Annotated in this window: 19 protein-coding genes; 3 read left to right on the top strand and 16 right to left on the bottom strand. The window is 62.8% G+C overall.

The window, feature by feature from the left end; translation table 11 throughout:
- Window positions 1-29: 29 nt before the first annotated feature.
- The 16 genes from AC6H4Z_RS02605 to AC6H4Z_RS02680 all read right to left on the bottom strand — a co-directional run bounded on the left by AC6H4Z_RS02605 (window position 30) and on the right by AC6H4Z_RS02680 (window position 14,850).
- Window positions 30-797, bottom strand: a complete 768-nt coding sequence (locus tag AC6H4Z_RS02605) for a carboxypeptidase regulatory-like domain-containing protein (RefSeq protein ID WP_497545178.1) — start codon at window positions 795-797, stop codon at window positions 30-32.
- A 120-nt stretch (window positions 798-917) separates the two neighbouring features.
- A complete protein-coding gene (locus tag AC6H4Z_RS02610; protein WP_497545179.1) occupies window positions 918-2,240 on the bottom strand; it encodes a flagellar hook protein FlgE in 1,323 nt (440 codons plus the stop codon).
- A 63-nt stretch (window positions 2,241-2,303) separates the two neighbouring features.
- Window positions 2,304-2,984 carry a flagellar hook assembly protein FlgD gene (locus AC6H4Z_RS02615; protein ID WP_497545180.1) on the bottom strand — a complete coding sequence of 227 codons (681 nt, stop codon included), beginning with the start codon at window positions 2,982-2,984 and terminating at the stop codon, window positions 2,304-2,306.
- Window positions 2,981-4,543 carry a M15 family metallopeptidase gene (locus tag AC6H4Z_RS02620; protein WP_497545181.1) on the bottom strand — a complete coding sequence of 521 codons (1,563 nt, stop codon included), beginning with the start codon at window positions 4,541-4,543 and terminating at the stop codon, window positions 2,981-2,983. Before AC6H4Z_RS02620 ends, AC6H4Z_RS02615 begins: the two co-directional genes overlap by 4 nt.
- Before the next feature lie 11 nt (window positions 4,544-4,554).
- On the bottom strand, window positions 4,555-5,211 hold the full coding sequence (locus AC6H4Z_RS02625) for a MotE family protein (RefSeq protein ID WP_497545182.1): 657 nt from the start codon (window positions 5,209-5,211) through the stop codon (window positions 4,555-4,557).
- Complete coding sequence (fliJ, locus tag AC6H4Z_RS02630; protein WP_497545183.1) at window positions 5,208-5,699, bottom strand: flagellar export protein FliJ; 492 nt, start codon at window positions 5,697-5,699, stop codon at window positions 5,208-5,210. Before fliJ ends, AC6H4Z_RS02625 begins: the two co-directional genes overlap by 4 nt.
- Window positions 5,696-7,030, bottom strand: a complete 1,335-nt coding sequence (locus tag AC6H4Z_RS02635) for a FliI/YscN family ATPase (protein WP_497545184.1) — start codon at window positions 7,028-7,030, stop codon at window positions 5,696-5,698. Before AC6H4Z_RS02635 ends, fliJ begins: the two co-directional genes overlap by 4 nt.
- Window positions 7,020-7,700 carry a FliH/SctL family protein gene (locus AC6H4Z_RS02640; RefSeq protein WP_497545185.1) on the bottom strand — a complete coding sequence of 227 codons (681 nt, stop codon included), beginning with the start codon at window positions 7,698-7,700 and terminating at the stop codon, window positions 7,020-7,022. The genes AC6H4Z_RS02635 and AC6H4Z_RS02640 overlap by 11 nt, the downstream gene beginning before the upstream one ends.
- Window positions 7,684-8,715 carry a flagellar motor switch protein FliG gene (gene fliG, locus AC6H4Z_RS02645; RefSeq protein ID WP_497545186.1) on the bottom strand — a complete coding sequence of 344 codons (1,032 nt, stop codon included), beginning with the start codon at window positions 8,713-8,715 and terminating at the stop codon, window positions 7,684-7,686. The genes AC6H4Z_RS02640 and fliG overlap by 17 nt, the downstream gene beginning before the upstream one ends.
- A 3-nt stretch (window positions 8,716-8,718) precedes the next feature.
- Entirely contained in the window at window positions 8,719-10,197 is a 1,479-nt protein-coding gene (fliF, locus tag AC6H4Z_RS02650; protein ID WP_497545187.1) for a flagellar basal-body MS-ring/collar protein FliF, read from the bottom strand.
- 59 nt (window positions 10,198-10,256) lie between these two features.
- Window positions 10,257-10,589 carry a flagellar hook-basal body complex protein FliE gene (gene fliE / locus AC6H4Z_RS02655; protein ID WP_497545188.1) on the bottom strand — a complete coding sequence of 111 codons (333 nt, stop codon included), beginning with the start codon at window positions 10,587-10,589 and terminating at the stop codon, window positions 10,257-10,259.
- Between the two features lies 1 nt (window position 10,590).
- Entirely contained in the window at window positions 10,591-10,935 is a 345-nt protein-coding gene (locus AC6H4Z_RS02660; protein ID WP_497545189.1) for a hypothetical protein, read from the bottom strand.
- A gap of 44 nt (window positions 10,936-10,979) precedes the next feature.
- Window positions 10,980-11,546, bottom strand: coding sequence for a flagellar basal body rod protein FlgC (gene flgC / locus AC6H4Z_RS02665; RefSeq protein WP_497545190.1), 567 nt, complete (start codon window positions 11,544-11,546; stop codon window positions 10,980-10,982).
- 23 nt (window positions 11,547-11,569) lie between these two features.
- On the bottom strand, window positions 11,570-11,869 hold the full coding sequence (locus AC6H4Z_RS02670; RefSeq protein WP_497545191.1) for a hypothetical protein: 300 nt from the start codon (window positions 11,867-11,869) through the stop codon (window positions 11,570-11,572).
- Between the two features lie 405 nt (window positions 11,870-12,274).
- The gene (locus tag AC6H4Z_RS02675) at window positions 12,275-13,393 is read right to left on the bottom strand and encodes an acetamidase/formamidase family protein (RefSeq protein WP_497545192.1); all 1,119 of its coding nucleotides are present in this window, start codon (window positions 13,391-13,393) and stop codon (window positions 12,275-12,277) included.
- The gene (locus AC6H4Z_RS02680) at window positions 13,390-14,850 is read right to left on the bottom strand and encodes a sigma-54-dependent transcriptional regulator (RefSeq protein WP_497545193.1); all 1,461 of its coding nucleotides are present in this window, start codon (window positions 14,848-14,850) and stop codon (window positions 13,390-13,392) included. The genes AC6H4Z_RS02675 and AC6H4Z_RS02680 overlap by 4 nt, the downstream gene beginning before the upstream one ends.
- Window positions 14,851-15,092: 242 nt before the next feature.
- Here AC6H4Z_RS02680 and flgL point away from each other — a divergent pair, with 242 nt between their 5' ends.
- The 3 genes from flgL (at window position 15,093) to AC6H4Z_RS02695 (ending at window position 17,762) form a co-directional block, all read left to right on the top strand.
- Complete coding sequence (gene flgL / locus AC6H4Z_RS02685) at window positions 15,093-15,986, top strand: flagellar hook-associated protein FlgL (RefSeq protein WP_497545194.1); 894 nt, start codon at window positions 15,093-15,095, stop codon at window positions 15,984-15,986.
- Window positions 15,983-16,471 (top strand): flagellar assembly protein FliW, encoded by a 489-nt coding sequence (gene fliW / locus AC6H4Z_RS02690; RefSeq protein ID WP_497545195.1) that lies wholly within the window; start codon window positions 15,983-15,985, stop codon window positions 16,469-16,471. Before flgL ends, fliW begins: the two co-directional genes overlap by 4 nt.
- A 151-nt stretch (window positions 16,472-16,622) precedes the next feature.
- Window positions 16,623-17,762, top strand: a complete 1,140-nt coding sequence (locus AC6H4Z_RS02695; RefSeq protein ID WP_497545196.1) for a flagellin N-terminal helical domain-containing protein — start codon at window positions 16,623-16,625, stop codon at window positions 17,760-17,762.
- The last annotated feature ends 37 nt before the right edge of the window (window positions 17,763-17,799 follow it).

A 17,799-nucleotide genomic window follows, 5' to 3' on the forward strand; every position in this document is an offset into this window, starting at 1 on the left:
TGCGACGCGACGTAGCGATAGCACGACGCCTATGCTCCGCTCTTGGTCCAAATGAGGATCGCGCCTGAACAGGGCATCGTGATCTGTCCGGCAAAATCTCCGGCCCGCACGCGGTTGTACTGCGGTGGTAAGGTCGCAGGTCCGGAGTAAACCTCGACGCCGGCGATCTCCTTGGGCGACGGAACTGCGTTGAGGCTGCCGAATTCCGAGAAGAGCATTCCGTCGACGTAGACCTGGTACGCGCATCCGTCGCGGATCGAGAACGCCGACTGACCGCCTGTTTTGTCGGTGACGATGTTGACGGACAAAACTGATCGCAGCATGTCGCCGATATAGATCGGGTTCCGTCGCTCGATCTCGTTCGCCGTGATGAAGTGTCCGCCAATGCTGTGGGCCCGTCGTTCCTCGAATTCTCCGAGTCGTGTGACGGAAAAAATCGCCGACGCGCGAACGGTGTCCAGCTCGGCGATCACCTTGTGTAGGGCGAATGCCGGTCGTAGCGTGTCTCCACCGTCGACGTGCAGCGTGACCGACGCACTCGCGTATCCGAGCCGACGCGCCATCACGACGTACTCGCCCGCGGGGAGCGCCACGATTCGAAACCGGCCGTTCTCGCCGGTCTTCGTTCCGATGCTCGATCCGAACAGCGTGATCGTCGCGCCAGCGAGAGGCACGAGACTCGAGTCCGTCACGATCCCGTCCATCACGCCCCGCCCGACGGCTGACTGCGCCGCCAATCCCTGCGCTGCCGCCAGCAACACCACCGCTCCAACGCTCGCGCGAAGCAACGATCGCATGACACCGTCTCGGCATAAGAGAACGCAAATACACCTTCTCGGTATTGTATACAATCGTCTGAGAAACGCAAGACCGGGTCGCCGTACCGGCCGACCCGGCCTCACATCACTCGTGCCCGCTTATCGCTTGAGCTCGACGAGCTCCTGCATCAGCTGATCGGTCGTCGAAATCACTCGGCTATTAGCCTGGAAGCCGCGCTGCGCGACGATCATGTTCGTGAACTCCTGCGCCAGATCGACGTTCGACATTTCGAGCGAGCCGCTCGCGATGCTCGAGGTCGAGCCCTCGCCGGCGAAGCCCAGCACCGCGGCGCCCGAGTTGGCCGTCACCGAGTAGGTGTTGTCGCCAGCACGCGTCAGACCTTCAGGGTTATTGAAATCAGCCAGCTGCAGCTGCCCGAGGATCTGCGTGATGCCATTCGTGAAGCCGCCAACGATCGTGCCGCTCGCGTCGACCGTATAGGACTGCAGCGTGCCGTTCGTGTACCCGTCCTGATCGCGCATCACCGCCGTCGATGAACCCGCGAACTGCGACAGGCCGTTCATGCCCGTACCGAGATCGAGGTTGATCGTGACGTCGTTGCCGCCGCTGGCCGGCGTGAACTTCACCTGCGGCATCGCCGACGTCGCCGTCGTGTCGACCGAACCATCCGCGGCGAAGGTGATCGGGTGCGTGCCCGCAACTTCGGTGACGCCGGCGCTGCTGATGTCCATCGCCGAATCGTCGATCTTCCAATCCCACTTGTTCACGTCGGTCTTCCACATGACCATCTTGAGCTCGTGCTTGGTGCCGAGCGAGTCGTAGACCGTGATGGACATGTCCTTGAACGAGTTCGCGTTCTGCGGAAGCGCGCGCTGCGTGGGATCGAGCGGATCGACGGCCGATGCCGTTCCCTTGTCGAACACCTTGGCCGACGCGTCGACGTTGCCAGACAGCGTAACCTTGGTCGTCGGGTTGGCCGGCGACGTCTGCAACACCGGAATCTTGAGGTCCGTCACGGTATCGCTCAACACACCGTTTGTGGCCATGCGGCCCTGCACCTTGTAGCCATCGGTGCCAGCGACGAGCGTGCCGTCCGCATCCACCTGCAGGTTGCCGGCGCGCGTATAGAAGTTCTCATTGCCCTTCTTCAGGACGAAGAACGACGAGCCCTGGATCGCCAGGTCGAGGTTGCGGCCGGTGGTCTCGAGATTGCCCTGCGTGAACATCGTGTCGATGCTCCCAATCTGCGAACCGAGGCCAACCTGCATGGCGTTCGTGCCGCCGATGCCATCGGTCGGACGGCTAGCGCTTTCAACAAGCTGCGCGAAACCTTCCTTGAACGTCACGCGACCCGCCTTGAATGCGACGGTATTCACGTTTGACACGTTGTTGCCGATAACATCCATGCGCGTTTGCTGATTCTTGAGTCCGGAGACCGCGGACGAGAGCGAGCGAAGCATTGGAACTCCTGAGTGCGTGGAAAGAGAAGAGCAGCGACGCGCCCACCGCGTCGCTCCGCGTGACTAGTAGATTTGAATGACGTTGCCGTACGGGATCGACAGTCCACCTGCAGTGAGCACGATGCCATTCTGCCCCGAGCTCACGCCGTCGATCTTGGCCGTCATGTAGGTCTGTACGGTGATCGCGTTGCCGCTCGCGTCCTTGACGTCGATCGAATAGGTGTAGTTGCCGGCCGGAAGGTCCTTCGCCGCATCGCCGAGCGCGAAGTCCTGCTTCCCCGACGAGACTGCGCCGAGTGATCGTGAGCCGACTTCGACGCCGGCCGAGTTGTAGATATGAAGCGTGCCGGTGCCAGCACTCGTGATGCCCGCGGAGACCGAGCTCGCTCCATTCGTTCCGCCGATCTGCACCTGATTGCCGAGCGCAGTCACGGTATGGCCGATCGTGTTGATCGCCGCCGTCGCCTGAATTGCGCCGAGCAACGCACCGGTCGAGCTCTGCTGGCCGCTCAACGTGGTGTTGATCTCCTGGAGCTGTTCCAGGCTCGAGAACTGTGCGAGTTCCGACGCCATCTGATCGCCCTGCATCGGATTCATAGGATCCTGGTTCTGCAACTGCGCGATGAGGAGCTTCAGGAACTGATCCTTCCCCATGTCGCCGCCGGGCGTCGCCGCCGGTGCGCTCGTGGTCCCGACACCACTACCGCTACTGGTGTTCGTGGTCGAACTGGTTGATCCGATCATTGTTCCTGTCCTTTGCGCCGATCGCGCTGTTGTTGCCGCCGATCTTCACCCGACCGCTGGCGGTCCTGCTGTTGCCATGGATTGCTTCGATCGGATCGTGAGTGGGTCGACGAATCCGATGAACCGCTCGACTGTTGCGACGATCCCAACGCCGCCGTTCCGGCCGCGGCGCGAACGTGCAACGACTCGACTGATAGTCCGTCCTTCGACAGCGCGCGCACGAGCTCGTCGGCGCGCGAGTTCATGACCTGAGCGCCGTGTGCGTCGGCCGCGTCGATCGTTGCATTGAGCGCGCTGCCTCGCATGGCGATCTGCACGCGGTCGGTCGCTCCGTTGCCTGCATCGACCGACATCGTGATCTGCGACAGCGGACGTGCCGGCGCATCTTCGAACGCGGCGATCAATCGCTGCGCGCGTTCGGCGGACGACATTCCTGCGGTGGCGCCAACATCCTGAACCGCGCTGTGGAACGATGCGCCCTCTCGCATCGCAACCGCAGCAGCGAGTGCGCTGAATCCGCCGCGCTGTTCGCCCTTACCACCGCGTTCTTCCGAACCTCCCTCACTGCTTGCGTCGCCGCCGAATCGCTGCGCCGCGCTCTCCGTGTTTGCGGCGTTGGCTGCTGCCATGTGCTTCGGCTGCGCCGCGGTGGTCGTATTCGTATCCGATGCGCCGCTTTTGCTGCCCGGCGCCTGCACCTTTGCGACGTTCGCGACGTTTGCCACTCCTGCGACGCGCGCAACTTCGGCCGGTTTGGCAACGCTCAACTGCGCGACTTGCGCGACCTGTGCGAGGCGTGCGATGGACACCTGTCCCGGGCCTGACGCGTCAGCCGGCTCGACGGGGATTGACGGTGTCACATCGTTCGCCGCACCGGGGGTCACGTTCGTCTGTGTTGCGACCGAACCGATTGGTCCTGGCAACTCGAGGTGGCCTGGATCCTTTGCGCCGAGCGTACGAAGTCCTTCTTCCTGCGCAATACGTTGCAGTGTCTTGTAAGCGTCGAAGCCTGCGGGTCCGCCGTCGAGTACTAGATCAACGGCACGTCCCTGCGTGTGCTTCGAGTTGCGGGTCCAAGTGACGACCTGCCCGGGGGTCTCGCGTCCCTGTGCAAACAGCGCGTCTTGGCGACCCTGACTTCTATAGGTCTCCGCCACTTTCACATCGGCACCCGTCTCATCGCGAACTCGCGATGCAACGCGCGCCAACTTCGCCTGCAGATCCGGATCGAGCGCTGCCGTTGATTGAATGATCTCGTCGGTCGATACATCCGATGCAGCGTTCGATGTGTCGGTCGACGTGCTGGCAGACGCCGTCACGCTCGCGTGCCGATGAGCATGACCGTTGCGCTTCGCCTTCTTGTCGTCTTCGTCCTTCTGATCTTCCTGGCGATCGAGCTCCGACGTTCCCTCTTCGGGCTTCCTGACGTCGGGTCTGCGGCTCGCCGTGTGTAACGCGCCGGCGAACATCCCGGCGAATTCCTCGGGCGCGCGATCGCTATCCGAACGCAGCTCGCGCGCGCTCGAATGATCGGTCGGAGCAATCGATGTCCTACCCATCGCGTTCACGGTCATTGTTTCTTTCCCCCCGCCGTCGTCGGCGGTTGCATGGAGAGTTTGCTCAGCGTCGCAACGCGCTTGGGTGGCAGCTCAGCCAGGATCGACGCGGCCTGGCGCGGTCCTACATATCCGAGAATGATCTGGACGTCGGAGTCAGCCATGTGCTCGAGCACTTTGGCCGCCTGCTTCGCGTCCATTGCAGTAAAGACTTTCGCTACGCGACGCTCTGATGCCTGTGTCGCGCTGTCAGTTGCTTCTCTCACGGCAGGTGCTGCTGCGGCGGCTGCAGTCGTCGCCGGTGTCGCGGCAACTGGCCCCCCCTTTTTCGCGCTCGCCGTTTTGGTCGGAACAGTCGGCGCCGCAGCGTGCTTCGACGTATCGACAGGAGCTGCGACAGGAGCCGCGGCAGGAGCTGAAACCGGCGCTGCGACGGGTGCCGCGACGGGAGCCGCTGGCGGCGCCGCCTCGTGCGGCTTCTCCGCGCTGTCCTTCGCCGCGTGCTCGGGCGATTTCTCGCCGGTGCTATCGCGATGAGTAGAGTCGGATACGACCGACGAGTCGGCGCCCTCCTTCAACGGCGGCAGCTGCTTGGTCATCACAACCTTCGCGCCGGTGGACGCCGCCGTCCCCACGACGAACATGATGATGAATACGACGGCTGGCTTCATGCGCTTGCTGCTCCAGAATCGTTGTTGTTGCTACCGGTGTCGTCACTGCCGCGGCGCGTAAAGCGCGCGAGCGCGAGTTCGTCCATTGCTTTCAGATCCTTCGCGTTGGACTCGACGCGCCAGTTCTCGAAATGCCGATCGCGCAGACGGCTCAACACTCGGCGCGCCTGCAACGCCGCCGTGAGATCCGTGCGGGCCTGCGATACCACTTCTTCGGCCATGTCGACACGCGTCTGCGCGTTGACGATGTGATGGTTGAGCTGCTCGATCACGTACCCGATCGTCTTGAGATGTCCGACCGTCGGTTCCGTTTGATGTGCGGTGCGCAGCGCCTGCGACCCTCGCTGCTGGATCGACTCGAGCGCATTCTTGGCGAGCCGAGCTTCGTCTGCCGCGGTCTCCGCCTGTGCGAGCTTCGCTGCAACTTTCTGCTCTTCCTGCTCGCGCAGCTCGAGAACCTGCTGGAGCCGGAACTTGAATGCGCTCACGATGTCCTCCGCGCCGGCTGGTCGATCTGCGACGCGAGCGCAAGCAGCGCGCGCTTCGAGGCATCCAGTGCCGCGCTTTCTTCAGGCAACTGCTGCAGGAAGTCCAACACCTGCGGGCGGAGCCGGAGCGCAGCATCGACGTTGCGGTCAGTGCCCTCGTGATACGCGCCGACGAGCACAAGATCTTCCTTCTCGCGATACGACGCTTCGAGTCGTGATATGGCGTTGGCCGCCGCGCGCTGATCGGTCGTGATCACGTGATCGCGCACCCGGCTCTTGCTTTCGAGAATGTCGATCGACGGGTAGTGACCGGCGCCCGCGAGCTTGCGCGTGAGCACGATGTGACCGTCGAGGATCGATCGGCTTGCGTCGGCGATCGGTTCGTTGAAGTCGTCACCGTCCACGAGCACGGTGTATACACCCGTGATGCTACCACGATCGCTCGTGCCTGCGCGCTCCAAGAGACGCGGCAGCGCAGCAAAGACCGACGGCGGATAACCTTTCGTTGTTGGCGGCTCGCCGACGGCGAGACCGATCTCGCGCCACGCCATGGCAACGCGCGTGACCGAATCGACCATCAACAACACTTCCTTACCTTGATCGCGGAAATACTCGGCGATCGAAGTCGCGACGAGCGCACCGCGCGCGCGAATGAGTGCAGCCTGGTCGCCCGTGGCGACGACGATCACTGATCGTGCGAGACCTTCTTCGCCGAGCGAGTTCTCAATGAAGTCGCGGACTTCACGTCCACGTTCGCCGAGCAGCGCGATCACGTTGACGTCGGCCTTGGCCTGTCGCGCGATCATGCCGAGCAGTGTGCTCTTGCCGACACCTGATCCAGCGAAGATTCCAACGCGCTGACCCTTGCCGAGCGTGAGGAATCCGTCGATCGCGCGCACGCCGGTCTCGAGCGCGTCGCTGATGATCGAGCGCTGCAGCGGATGCGGCGGCTCGGCAGACAGCGGAACGCGATGCGAGTGATCGAGGCGCCCCTTGCCGTCGATGGGATGGCCGAGTCCATTCAGCACTCGACCAAGCAGACCGGGTCCGACGTCGGCACCGAAGCTTCGGCCGAGGGGCGTGACGCTCGAACCCGGATGCAACCCATCAATGTCGCCGAGCGGCATGAGTAGCACACCGCGCTCATGGAAGCCGACGACTTCGGCGAGCACCGATTTCTGTTCGTTGAGGCTCGTGACGCGGCAGAGCTCCGAGAGCCCGACGTCGAGGCCTGCGGCTTCGATGACGAGTCCGACGACGCGTGTCACGCGTCCGAGGCGCGTGAGTCGCGGCAGATCGCCGATGCGTGACGCGAGTTTATTACGAAGCATCGACCTGTGCCATGCGGCGATAGACGCGTTCGAGTGCGGCGTCGACGCGACCGTCGACGATACGATCGCGGCCCTCAACGAGACATCCGCCTCGTGAGACCGTGGGATCGGCGAGCCAGCTCGCGTCGCGGGCGCCCGTAATCGGCGCCGTCTCTTCCTGCGCACTCGCTGTGAGCACCGACAGGTCGAGCGGGTTCACGCGAATGCGAACTGCTTGATCGATCGGGAATTCTGTGAGTGCGCGCCGCACGAGGTTGGGAACGATCTCGCGATCGAGCGCGACTTCGCGTGCAACGATCTGACGTGCGACCACCACTGCGAGTGCGGCGATGTTCTCTTCGAGCACGCCGGGAGCCATCGCGGTGAGCTCGGTCAGCTTGGCTGACACGACGTGCGTGGCGGCTACTGCTTCGCGAATGTGCGCCTGCGCGGCCGCGCGAGCTTTCGTTTCGCCGTCGACGAGTCCGCGCGCGTAGCCTTCATCGATTAGCCGCGAGCGTTCCTCTGCGGTGAGCTGCGCTGCGGCTGCGCGTGCAGCACGACCCGCCGTACCAACGGCGTTGGGATCAGACAGCTCGTCGAGGAACCACGCGCCGGCGCCGGACACCTGTGCTGCCGGTGTCGCCCGTACCGCGGCGTGCCCCGTCGCCTTCTTAGACGACGAGGTCATCTGCGCCTCCGCCGACCACGATCTCGCCGGCGTCTTCGAGTTTTCTGATCATCGCAACGATGCCTGTCTGCGATGCTTCGACGTCGCGCTTTCGCGACGGGCCGAGCATTTCCATTTCTTCCTTGAGCGCGGCCGACGCACGCTGCGACATCGCGCCCATCATCTTGTTCTTCAATTCGTTGCTCGCGGACTTGAGTGCCAGCGCCAGTTCCTTGACGTCGACCTCGCGCAGCAAGCGCTGCAGCGACCGGTCGTCGAGGCTGACGATGTCTTCGAACACGAACATCAGGTTGCGGATCTGTTCGCAGAGCGATGGGTCGCGCTCCTCGACGCCCTTCATGATTGCCTTCTCGAGCGACGGCGTGACCAGGTTGAGAACCTCGGCGACCACGGCCGGTCCGCCCGACGTCGTGAGGCCCTGTGCCGCGCCCAAGTCGGTCTCCGTGAGAATCGACCGCTCGATCAACACGAGCATGTCAGGAGAGACCTTCTCCATGCGCGCCATACGCATCACTACCTCGGCGCCGAATGACGGGTCGAGTTCCTTGAGCACATGCGCCGTCTGCACTGGCTCGAGATGCGCGAGGATCAGTGCGACGGTCTGCGGGTGTTCGCCGCGCAGCATGTTGCCGAGCTGCTGCGGATCTGCGTTGCGTAGTCGGTACAGACCTGCGGTTTCGGAGATCTGCGCCTGAATGCGCTTGAGAATGAGAACAGCTTTCTGTGATCCGAATGCGCGCTCGAGCACTTCGCGCGCAAACTCGACACCGCCGGAGGCGATCGAGTCCGCGGCGAGCATGACTTCGAGCCATTCGGCGAGAACGGCTTCCGTGGCCTCGTGGCTCACCCGATCCATACGAGCGATCTCGTACGAGATCTGCTCGACCTCTTCCTGCGCGAGTTTCTGCGTGATCATCGACGCCGACTCGGAGCCGAGGACCATGCACAAGATCGCGACTTTTTGAGAGCCGCTCAGTTGGTCGAGCTGATGGGAACGCGCGAGCGTAATTGCCACGACTTAGGCCTCCTTCAGCCAGGCGCGGACGACACGCGCCGCGACATCAGGTTGCTGCTCGATCGTCGAATTGACGCGATCACGCATCGTGTTCGTCGGCATGACGACCGGAACGTTCGGCTGCTGCGCGAGCATTGGCTGCGGCATGCTCGGCTCGTTTCTCGGCAGCACGTGCACCTGCGGCATCTGGCCGCCGTTTACTGTCTTGAGCGACTTGAGGCTCAGCAGCGCGACGACGATGATCAGCGCGAGTCCAACGATGCCGAGCAGCGGACGCTGCGCCGTTTGCATCACGTTCACGATGTCAGTCTTCGGCGCTTCTGGTGAAGCGACGATTGCCGGTGCGAAGGGCACACTCACGACGGAGACCAAGTCACCGCGGGTGCTATCGGCGCCAACCGCGCTCCGAACGAGCGTCTCAATCTGATGAAGCTCGGCGGGCGTGCGCGGCGACGGAGCGGTCTTGCTGCCCGCCGCGGGCGCTGGGTCGGCGACGAGCACCGCAACAGTGAGTCGCTTGATCGTGCCAGGAGCGGAGACGAACGACTCCGTGCTCCGCGTATTCTCGTAGGTGGTGGCAGTATTGCTCTGTCCCGCGCCGCCCTGCGCGCCGGGAACGATTTCGGCTTTCTGCTCAGCGGCAATGACCTGCTTTTCCGGATCGACCGTTGCAGTCGTGCGCTCGAGTCGATCGAAGCTCATCGCGGCCGATACCTGAACGCGAAGGTTCGTCGCACCAACCATCTGGCCGACGATCTTTTCCGCCTTGCCGCGAACGTAGTCTTCGATCTCGCGCTGCATCTGCAACTGGCGGCTCGACAATCCGGCCAGCGTCGCTTCGACCGCTTCGGATAGCATGCGTCCAGCGTCGTTGACGATCGTGACGTGCTCGCTCGTGAGGCCTTCGACACTCGACGCAACGAGGTGCGCGATTCCTTTGACGACCTCGGGATCTGCCTCACCGCTGCGAAGCTTGAGAACGACGCTCGCTTCGGTCGGGCGCTCCTGCGCGCCGAAGCCGTCGGTCTCGTGCATCACGAGGTGCACCTGCGCCGACTCGATACCGCGCATCTTGCCGACGGTGCGCTCGAGCTCTCCTTCGAGAGCACGACGGTAGTTGATACGCTGTGTGAAGTCCGTCATGCCCCACGACGGCTGATCGAACAGCTCGAGGCCCGGACGACCAGACAGCGGAATACCGCCCTTCGCGAGCGCGACGCGCGCCTTCGCAAGGTCGGCCTGTGCCACCATGATGTCGGCGCCACCACGTTCGAGTTTGTACTTCACGGCCGCCTGATCGAGCTTGTCGGTCAGCTGCGTCACGTTCTCGACCGGAACGCCGACGTACGCCGGCACCCAGGTTGGCGCACCCGCCCACTGCGCCACGGCGAAGATGAGTCCCGCGGCGGCAATGCCGACGACGAGAATCAACGCGCGCTTGGCGCCGCCGATGCGGTCAAGAAGAGAGGAGAAGGATTCCATTCGGAGTGACGGGGTGTGGCAGGAGGGGAACGACTAGACCAGCAGCGAGCGCTGACGCGCTAGCTCATGTTCACGACAGTTCGGTATGCGTCCATCAGCTTGTTGCGCAGTTCCACGAGCATTTCCAACGAGATCGAAGCTTCTTCGGCGGACGCCATCACCTGGTGCAACTCCACCGGCTCGCCGCGAACGAAACGTTGAATCGCGTCCTGCGCGGTTTCCTGCGACGTCGAGACTTCACCGAGTGCGCGCTTGAGTGTGTCGCCGAACGACGGTGCATTCTTGTCGGGCTTGAGTGTCGACAAGCCGTTTTCGCCGGCGATGTCCAACCCAATGCGACGTGCGCCGCCGGGTCCGCCCGGTCCACCAAAGCCGCCAATCGGAGCAGTCATGTTAGATCTTCACGTCCAGGCGGCCGCCGCGTGATGCCGGCAGCTGCGCGGTTTTCATTTCTTGAAATGCACGACCGTAGGTGAGCGGACCCATCGCGCCAGCCTTTGCGAAGAACGAGCGCTCTTCGCTGGACAGCACGCTCCACAGCGCGGGGTCGGTTCCCGGCGGCGGTTCAGCCGGAACGTTCTGCGTCTGCTTGGTGTTCGCGGGCGTCTGCGTTTGCGGTACCGACTGCGGCACTGCCTGCGACCCGGGCTTCTGCGCCGGCGTACGACCATTGTCCCGAATGGGAGGCTGGGTCGCGGGCCGCTGAATGTTGGAGTTGCCGATACCGTAGATGCTCATTTGACTCTGCTAGTGAGATTCGATCGATCGGTGAGTCGAGGCGTTCAGATGTCGATCGCTTTGTGCAGCATGGCGCGCGCGACCTGAAAGACCGTCGCGTTGGCTTCGTACACTCGGCGAGCATTCATCAGGTCCATCAGCTCGTCGGTCATGTTCACGTTTGGCATCTTCACGTAGCCGTTCGCGTCGGCATCGGGACTGCCCGGGTTGTAGACCATCGGACCATCCGATTTGTCGACGCCGATTGAACCGACTCGAACGCCACCCACGTCGTTCGTCATTTCGATTGGCGTGGACGCGAAGGCGGACGGCGTCAGTGCGGGCGCCGGCATTCCGGCGATCGGTGTGTTCGGGATGATGATCGACGTCGACGTGAGCGTCTCGGGCACCACCGGCTCGAGCGTGACGGTGCGGCGATGATACGGGCCACCGTCCGGCGTCTTGGTCGTTTCTGCGTTGGCGAGGTTCTGCGCGATCACGTCCATGCGCACGCGCTGCGCCGACAACCCGCTCGACGAAATCGCCAGCGCGCTGAACATCGCGTGTGGCAATTCGAGCTTCGGGGGAAGCGGCAGTGCGGCAGGTGCGCGGGTGATCGGCGGGATAGTCATTGTTTACTCGAGGTCGACGCGACTCACTTGTCCTTGATGGCCGTGCGGAGTTGTGCGTACGTCTTTTCGAGAAGCTTGGCCGTCGCCTCGAAGCGAACCTGCTCGTCGGCGAGTGATGTCATTTCCTGTTCGAGATCCACTTCGTCGCCGCCCTGCATTGGCTGGCCCGTAGCCGGATCGATTGGCAGCGCGAATCCGTTGGCGCCATTCACCGACGCCTGCGCCACGCGGCCGGCGATGACGCGCGTGCGCTGCGCGCTCAGATCGAGCGCGTCCTTGATGTCGTTGGCGTTGGTTGCACGGCCGAGAATGCCAATCAGCATGCGGGAACCGGGAAGGGAGGCGGGAACTGCGGGAAGTGCGGAGAGGCGAGACCTGCTATTCGGGCACGTGCAAAAGCAGGCTACGGACCAGTCCGGAACGGATGAAAAAAGGCGTCGATCCAGGTCGGATAGACGCCTTTAACTATTTGCGCAACAACGAGTTAGCTATTTCCGCCCAAGACGAGAGCCTCGCGAGGACCTGCCACACGCAGGGCGGCAAAAAAGTTCACTTCGGCACATTTTGCCGAGTCAATCAGGGCGGCAATACTGGCCGCATCCGGCGAGAGACCGGTCCGTAAGCGCGGAAAACGGAAACTGCCGGATGAACTGAAACGGCCGGATCTGGCAGTTTCTGCCAGATCCGGCCGTTTCGAATTGCCAAGTTGTTGGCTGCCGGAACCCGTTTTAGGGCTTCGCTGGCGCCGTGAAAATTGCCTTCGGAATCATCACGTGCACGCCCACGGTCCCATCGACGAGCTGCGTGATATCGACGTCGCTCGAGACGCTGATCAACTGGTACGCATCCTCGCGCGACAGGCCTTTGACCTGCTGCAGCAGCTCGATCGCCTGACGCACCGCCGTCTTGGTCGCCTTCACCAACGCCGAGTCGGTGCCCATGGCGATGTAGTGGGTCGGCGTTTCGCCACGCGGCCAGCTGAGATGCATGTCCTTTCGAACCACGAGCTGCATCCGACTGATCAGCGACGTCTCCATCGCCGTGATGTCGACTTCGCCATTGCCCTGGCCAGCGTGTCCGTCGCCGACTTCGAGCAACGCACCCTTGGTCCACACTGGGATGTACAGCGTAGTCCCGGTGACCAGCTCCTTGTTGTCGAGATTTCCGGCGTGAATACCCGGAGGAGCGCTGTTCAGTCGGCCCATGGACGCCGGCGGCGCTACGCCGACGCTTCCAAAGAACGGGTGCAGGGGAATCGTGATGTTCGGACCGAAGTGCCCGAGCATACGAACCGTATCGAGCTCGATGATCTTCGTGTGCCCCGCGCCTGGGAAGTCCTCGGGAAGGAAGCCGCTACGCGACGAGAACGAGTTGCACGCGTAGTCGATCGCCGGCTTGATCGACTTGAAGCGCACTTCGAGTACGTCGCCAGAGTCGGCGCCTTCTACGTAGATCGGGCCCGTGAGAATGTGTCCGCCCGGCCCGGTCTTCATCGACGCTCGCGCAGCGTAGATGTCGCGCGCCTGCTGCTCGATTCTCGTCGTATCGAGGCCGGCATTTTTCAGCGACTGCGGGCTACATGTCGAAAGCGCGCGCACGGTGACTTCGTCACCCGAGCTCACGTGTAGCACCGGCTCGGCATCAGCCGAGTAGAAGCCCCACGCCACGGTCTTCGGCGTTGGCATGAGCGTATGCGAACGCCCCGTCGCCGGCGCCGGCCAACTGACGTGTGCCTCGCCACTCTGCATCAGCGTCGGGCTGTAGGTCGAAACAGAAGACGGGGTGTGGCAACCAAGTGCCAGCACCCCGCCAGAGACGATCATCGTGATTGCAGTCGTTGTCTTCATTCGCCGCCCCCTCCGTCTGGCTCGTTCTTCGAGCCGTTGAGCTTATTTCGTAGCGTTCGGACGCTGATGCCGAGCAGATCGGACGCTTTGGTGCGATTGCCGCCCGACACCTCGAGCGCGCGTTCGATCAGTTTTGCTTCCGCTTCGTTCACGTTCAGCGACGTCAGCACCACTGCACCGTCTGGAACGGTCAGTGTCGCTGTTCCGCCGTGACCGTTTCCATTCGACATCGCCGCGAAGTCGCTGCCGCCAATTCGCGCCGGTGTCGGTCCGCTCCAGGCGCCGCTCAGACCAAAGCGCTGGCCGTCGAAGGCATGGACTGGAAGTACCGGATCGCTCGTCAGGATGACGGCGCGTTCCACCGCGTGCTGCAACTCGCGGACATTACCCGGCCACTCGTAACCCTGCAACAGGTCGATCGCTTCGGACGAGATTCCCTTGATTTCTTTGCCGATTTCTTGCGCGTAATGCGTCGCGAACCGGTAGGCGAGAAGGGGAATATCATCTCGGCGCTCGCGCAGGGCGGGGAGGCGAACCGGAATGACGCTCAATCTATAGTATAGATCTTGTCGGAACTGACCGGCGGCCGAGTAGACGGCGAGGTCGCGGTTGGTGGTGGCCACGATGCGGACGTCGACCTTGATCGCCGTCGACCCGCCGACACGCTCGAACTCCTGCTCCTGGAGGACGCGCAGAAGTTTGGCCTGCAGGTCCAGGCGCATCTCCGAGATTTCGTCGAGCAGCAGCGTTCCGCCGTGTGCGCGCTCGAACGCGCCTTCGACGCGCTTGATCGCACCCGTGAATGCGCCCTTTTCGTGGCCGAACAGCGCACTCTCGACGAGTCCTTCGGGGAGTGCGGCGCAGTTCAACTTGATGAAGGGGCCGTCGCGACGCTCGCTCTGGGCGTGGATCGTTCGGGCGAAGAGCTCCTTACCGGTGCCAGATTCGCCTTCGAGCAACACTGTCGCGCGTGTAGGCGCGGCAGTGGCGATCGTCTGAAGTACTCGTCGAATGGGTCCGCTGTCGCCGATGATCTGGCGCTCGTTGCGGAACTCCATGACTTCGCGGCGCAGCCGTTCGTTCTCGCGACGGAGACGAACGACTTCCAGCGCCTGGCTGACTGCCAGCTCCAACTGCTCCGGGCGAACCGGCTTGGTGATGTAGTCGATCGCGCCGGCTTTGATGGCGGCGACCGCATGCTCGATGCTCCCGTAGCCGGTGAGCATGATGAGCGGCGTTTCATGTCCTTCTTGTCGCAGCAACGCAAGGAATTCGAGGCCCGTGAGCCCCGGCATCCGATAATCAGAAATAATGAGGTCCACCGATCCCGCGGCGAGTGCTTGCAGTGCCTGGGGAACGTTGTGGGCCGAGACCGTCTGATGGCCTGCCCGCTCGAGCGTATCCTGAAGGATCAGCCCGATCGCCGGCTCGTCATCGAGACAGAGGATCGTTGCCATATACCAGTTTGAGGGGTCCGCTCAACTATCCGCGGCAAGGTGCCGATACTCGGAACAGACGCGTGGCCCCCGCGAGCGGCAACTTTTGCCGCACGTGGTGGAAAGAGGGAAGTGTGAAGTGGGTAAGAAGGGAACGACCTGCCGTTACGAAGTTCTCGTCGCGGCGTCGCCTACCTGACAATTCTTGACGCTTTCGCACTCCTCCACACGCTTCCCGTTCGACGCCTCCCGCTCCCCGCTCTATGCGAATTACCAACAACATCATCGTACAGAGCCAACTTGACGGCCTTCAGTCGAATCTGACGGCTCTCAATAAGGCGCAGACGCAAGCCACGACTGGCAAGCGTCTCACTGCGGCATCCGACGATCCGGGCGCTGCGGCAACGATCATGAGCTCGGCCAGCTCGCTCCGTGCGATCCAGCAGTACAAAACCACGGTGAGCCGTGCCTCCGATCGCATCGCAGCCGAGGACACCTCCCTGCAGCAGCTTCAAGATCTGCTCACGAGGGCGAAGGCGATTGCGACACAGCAGGGCTCCGACAACTCGAGCGCCGAAACGCGAGCCGCAGCGGCCGCGGAAGTCGGTGGACTCATTCAGTCGGCCGTGCAGCTCGGGAACACGAAGTTCGGGAATGAATATCTCTACGGCGGCGACGCTGCGACTACGGCGCCCTTTGCCACGACCGGCACAGGCGCTGCCGTCACATATACGTCGACCAATCCGTCGGGCCAGCGCAGCGTAGAAATCGGCGACGGTCAGTCGATGGCCATCACACACGACGGAACGCAGGTGTTCGTGAACACCGGTGCCCTCGCCGCGTTGCAGAATCTCGCGACTGCACTCGGCGCGAACGACATGGGTGCGATCCGCGCATCCGCCGATTCGCTCGATACGTCGTTCGACAACGTGCAGGCGATCGTTGGCGACGTCGGCGCTCGGGGTAACCGGCTCGACATGACCTCGTCGAACCTCGATGCGTTCGAGGGGACGGTCACGAACCTCAAGTCGGACCTCGAAGACATCGACTACGAAACTGCTATTACAGATCTCATGTCGCGTCAGAACGCGTATCAGGCGGCAATGCTCGCCACGACCAAGGTCATGGGGCTCACTCTGACCGACTACCTGCGATGACGCCGGTCATGATGAAAGAAGTTCCGCCGACTCCGATCGACACCGAGTATCTCGTTCGCTCCGACCTGCTGGGCGACTTCACGATTCTCACGAGCAGCGCGATCGAGTTCGCGTCGGGGCTGCTCGGCTTTCCGGAGTGCAAGCGCTTTGCGCTTGTGCGGGCCGGAACAGACTCCGCGTACTGGCTGCAGTCGCTCGACCACGCGGCGCTCGTCTTTCTGCTCATCGATCCCTTTCCGCACTTCGCCGACTATTCAGTAGATATCCCGGCCGCCGAGCTACAGGAGTTGGGCGCGGGTTCTCCGGCTGATCTCGCGGTGTTGGCGATCGTGACGCTGCCTAGTCCGGGCCTCGACGCGCGTCCGACGGCGAATCTTCAGGGCCCCGTGGCCGTGAACCTTCGTGAACGTCGCGGCAAACAGATCATTTCAGCCGAAAGCGACTTTGGTGTGCGCTGCGCCTTCGATCTCGTGGAAGCCGAGTAGGAAAGATTAGTGGCAACCCCCTCCAATACGGGTCGACGGTCCTAAAGTCCGCGACAGGACCGACGATACTGAACTACAGCGAACGACAGATAGAGGGTCGCTCGCTACGGAGCACGGACGCTCCAAGAACCGTTAAAGGAGGAACACCCAGATGCGTATTAACACCAACGTCAACGCCCTCAACACTCTCCGCAACCTGAACGCGTCGGAGAAGAGCGTTGCCGACTCGACGGCCAAGCTGTCGTCGGGCTTCCGTATCAACAAGGCGTCTGACGACGCAGCCGGTCTTGCGATCGCAAACAAGCTTCGCAACACGGGTGCGGCTTTGACGCAGGCGTCGCGTAACGCTGACCAGGCCGCGGCCATGTTGCAGATCGCCGACGGTGCAGCGCAGACGATCGGCGGAATCATCGACCGTATGAAGCAGCTCGCCGCGGCGGCTGCCTCGGCCAGCGCTGGTAGCGGTGCTGACGATCAGCGTCCGAAGCTCCAGGCTGAGTTCACGGCGCTGAACAGCGAAATCACGCGTATCGTTGCGACCACGAAGTATCAGGGCGTGAGCCTGCTCTCCGGTGGCGGTACGCCGGCGACGCACACCCTCACCACGACGGGCGTCACGGACGCGGCAGACATTGCGGACATCTCGATCCAGGCGAACGTGGCGAACGGCTCGTACACTGTCTCGAGCGATGCAACGTCGAACGGCGTCGTGACGGTCAGCGATGGCACGCACACCCAGAAGTTGATCGCTGTCGATGGCGCGCAGACGTTGAACTTCGACAAGATCGGCGTCACCATCAAGACGGGTGTCGGCTTCAAGGCGAGCACGACGTCGGCCGCGGCTAGCTTCGATACGGCGGCCTTCACGGTTGCGACGGGCGTCTCTGCCACGACTGGTATGGACTTCCTCATCGGCGCGTCTGGCGCGGCGACGGGCAACGATCTTCTCACCGTCAACCTCGGCAGCGGCATCACCGCGTTGTCGAACGACGACATCTCGACGAGCCAGGCGACAGCTGAAGGCCGCATGGCCAACATCGACTCGTTGCTCGACAGCGTCAACACGTTCGTCGGTTCGCTCGGTGCGGCGGAAAGCCGAATCAACTTCGCTCAGTCGAACCTGGCGTCGACGATTCAGAACACCTCAGCAGCTGAATCCACCATTCGCGACGTCGACATGGCGGCGGAAATGGCGAACTTCACGAAGTCTCAGATCCTGCAGTCGGCTGGTACGGCGATGCTTGCGCAGGCGAATCAGAATGGACAGAGCGTTCTCCGTCTCTTCCAGTAATACTCGCGCTAACGCAGTAGATAGCGCTCCCGGAACC

It is taken from the genome of Leucogemmata humicola, assembly GCF_055379415.1.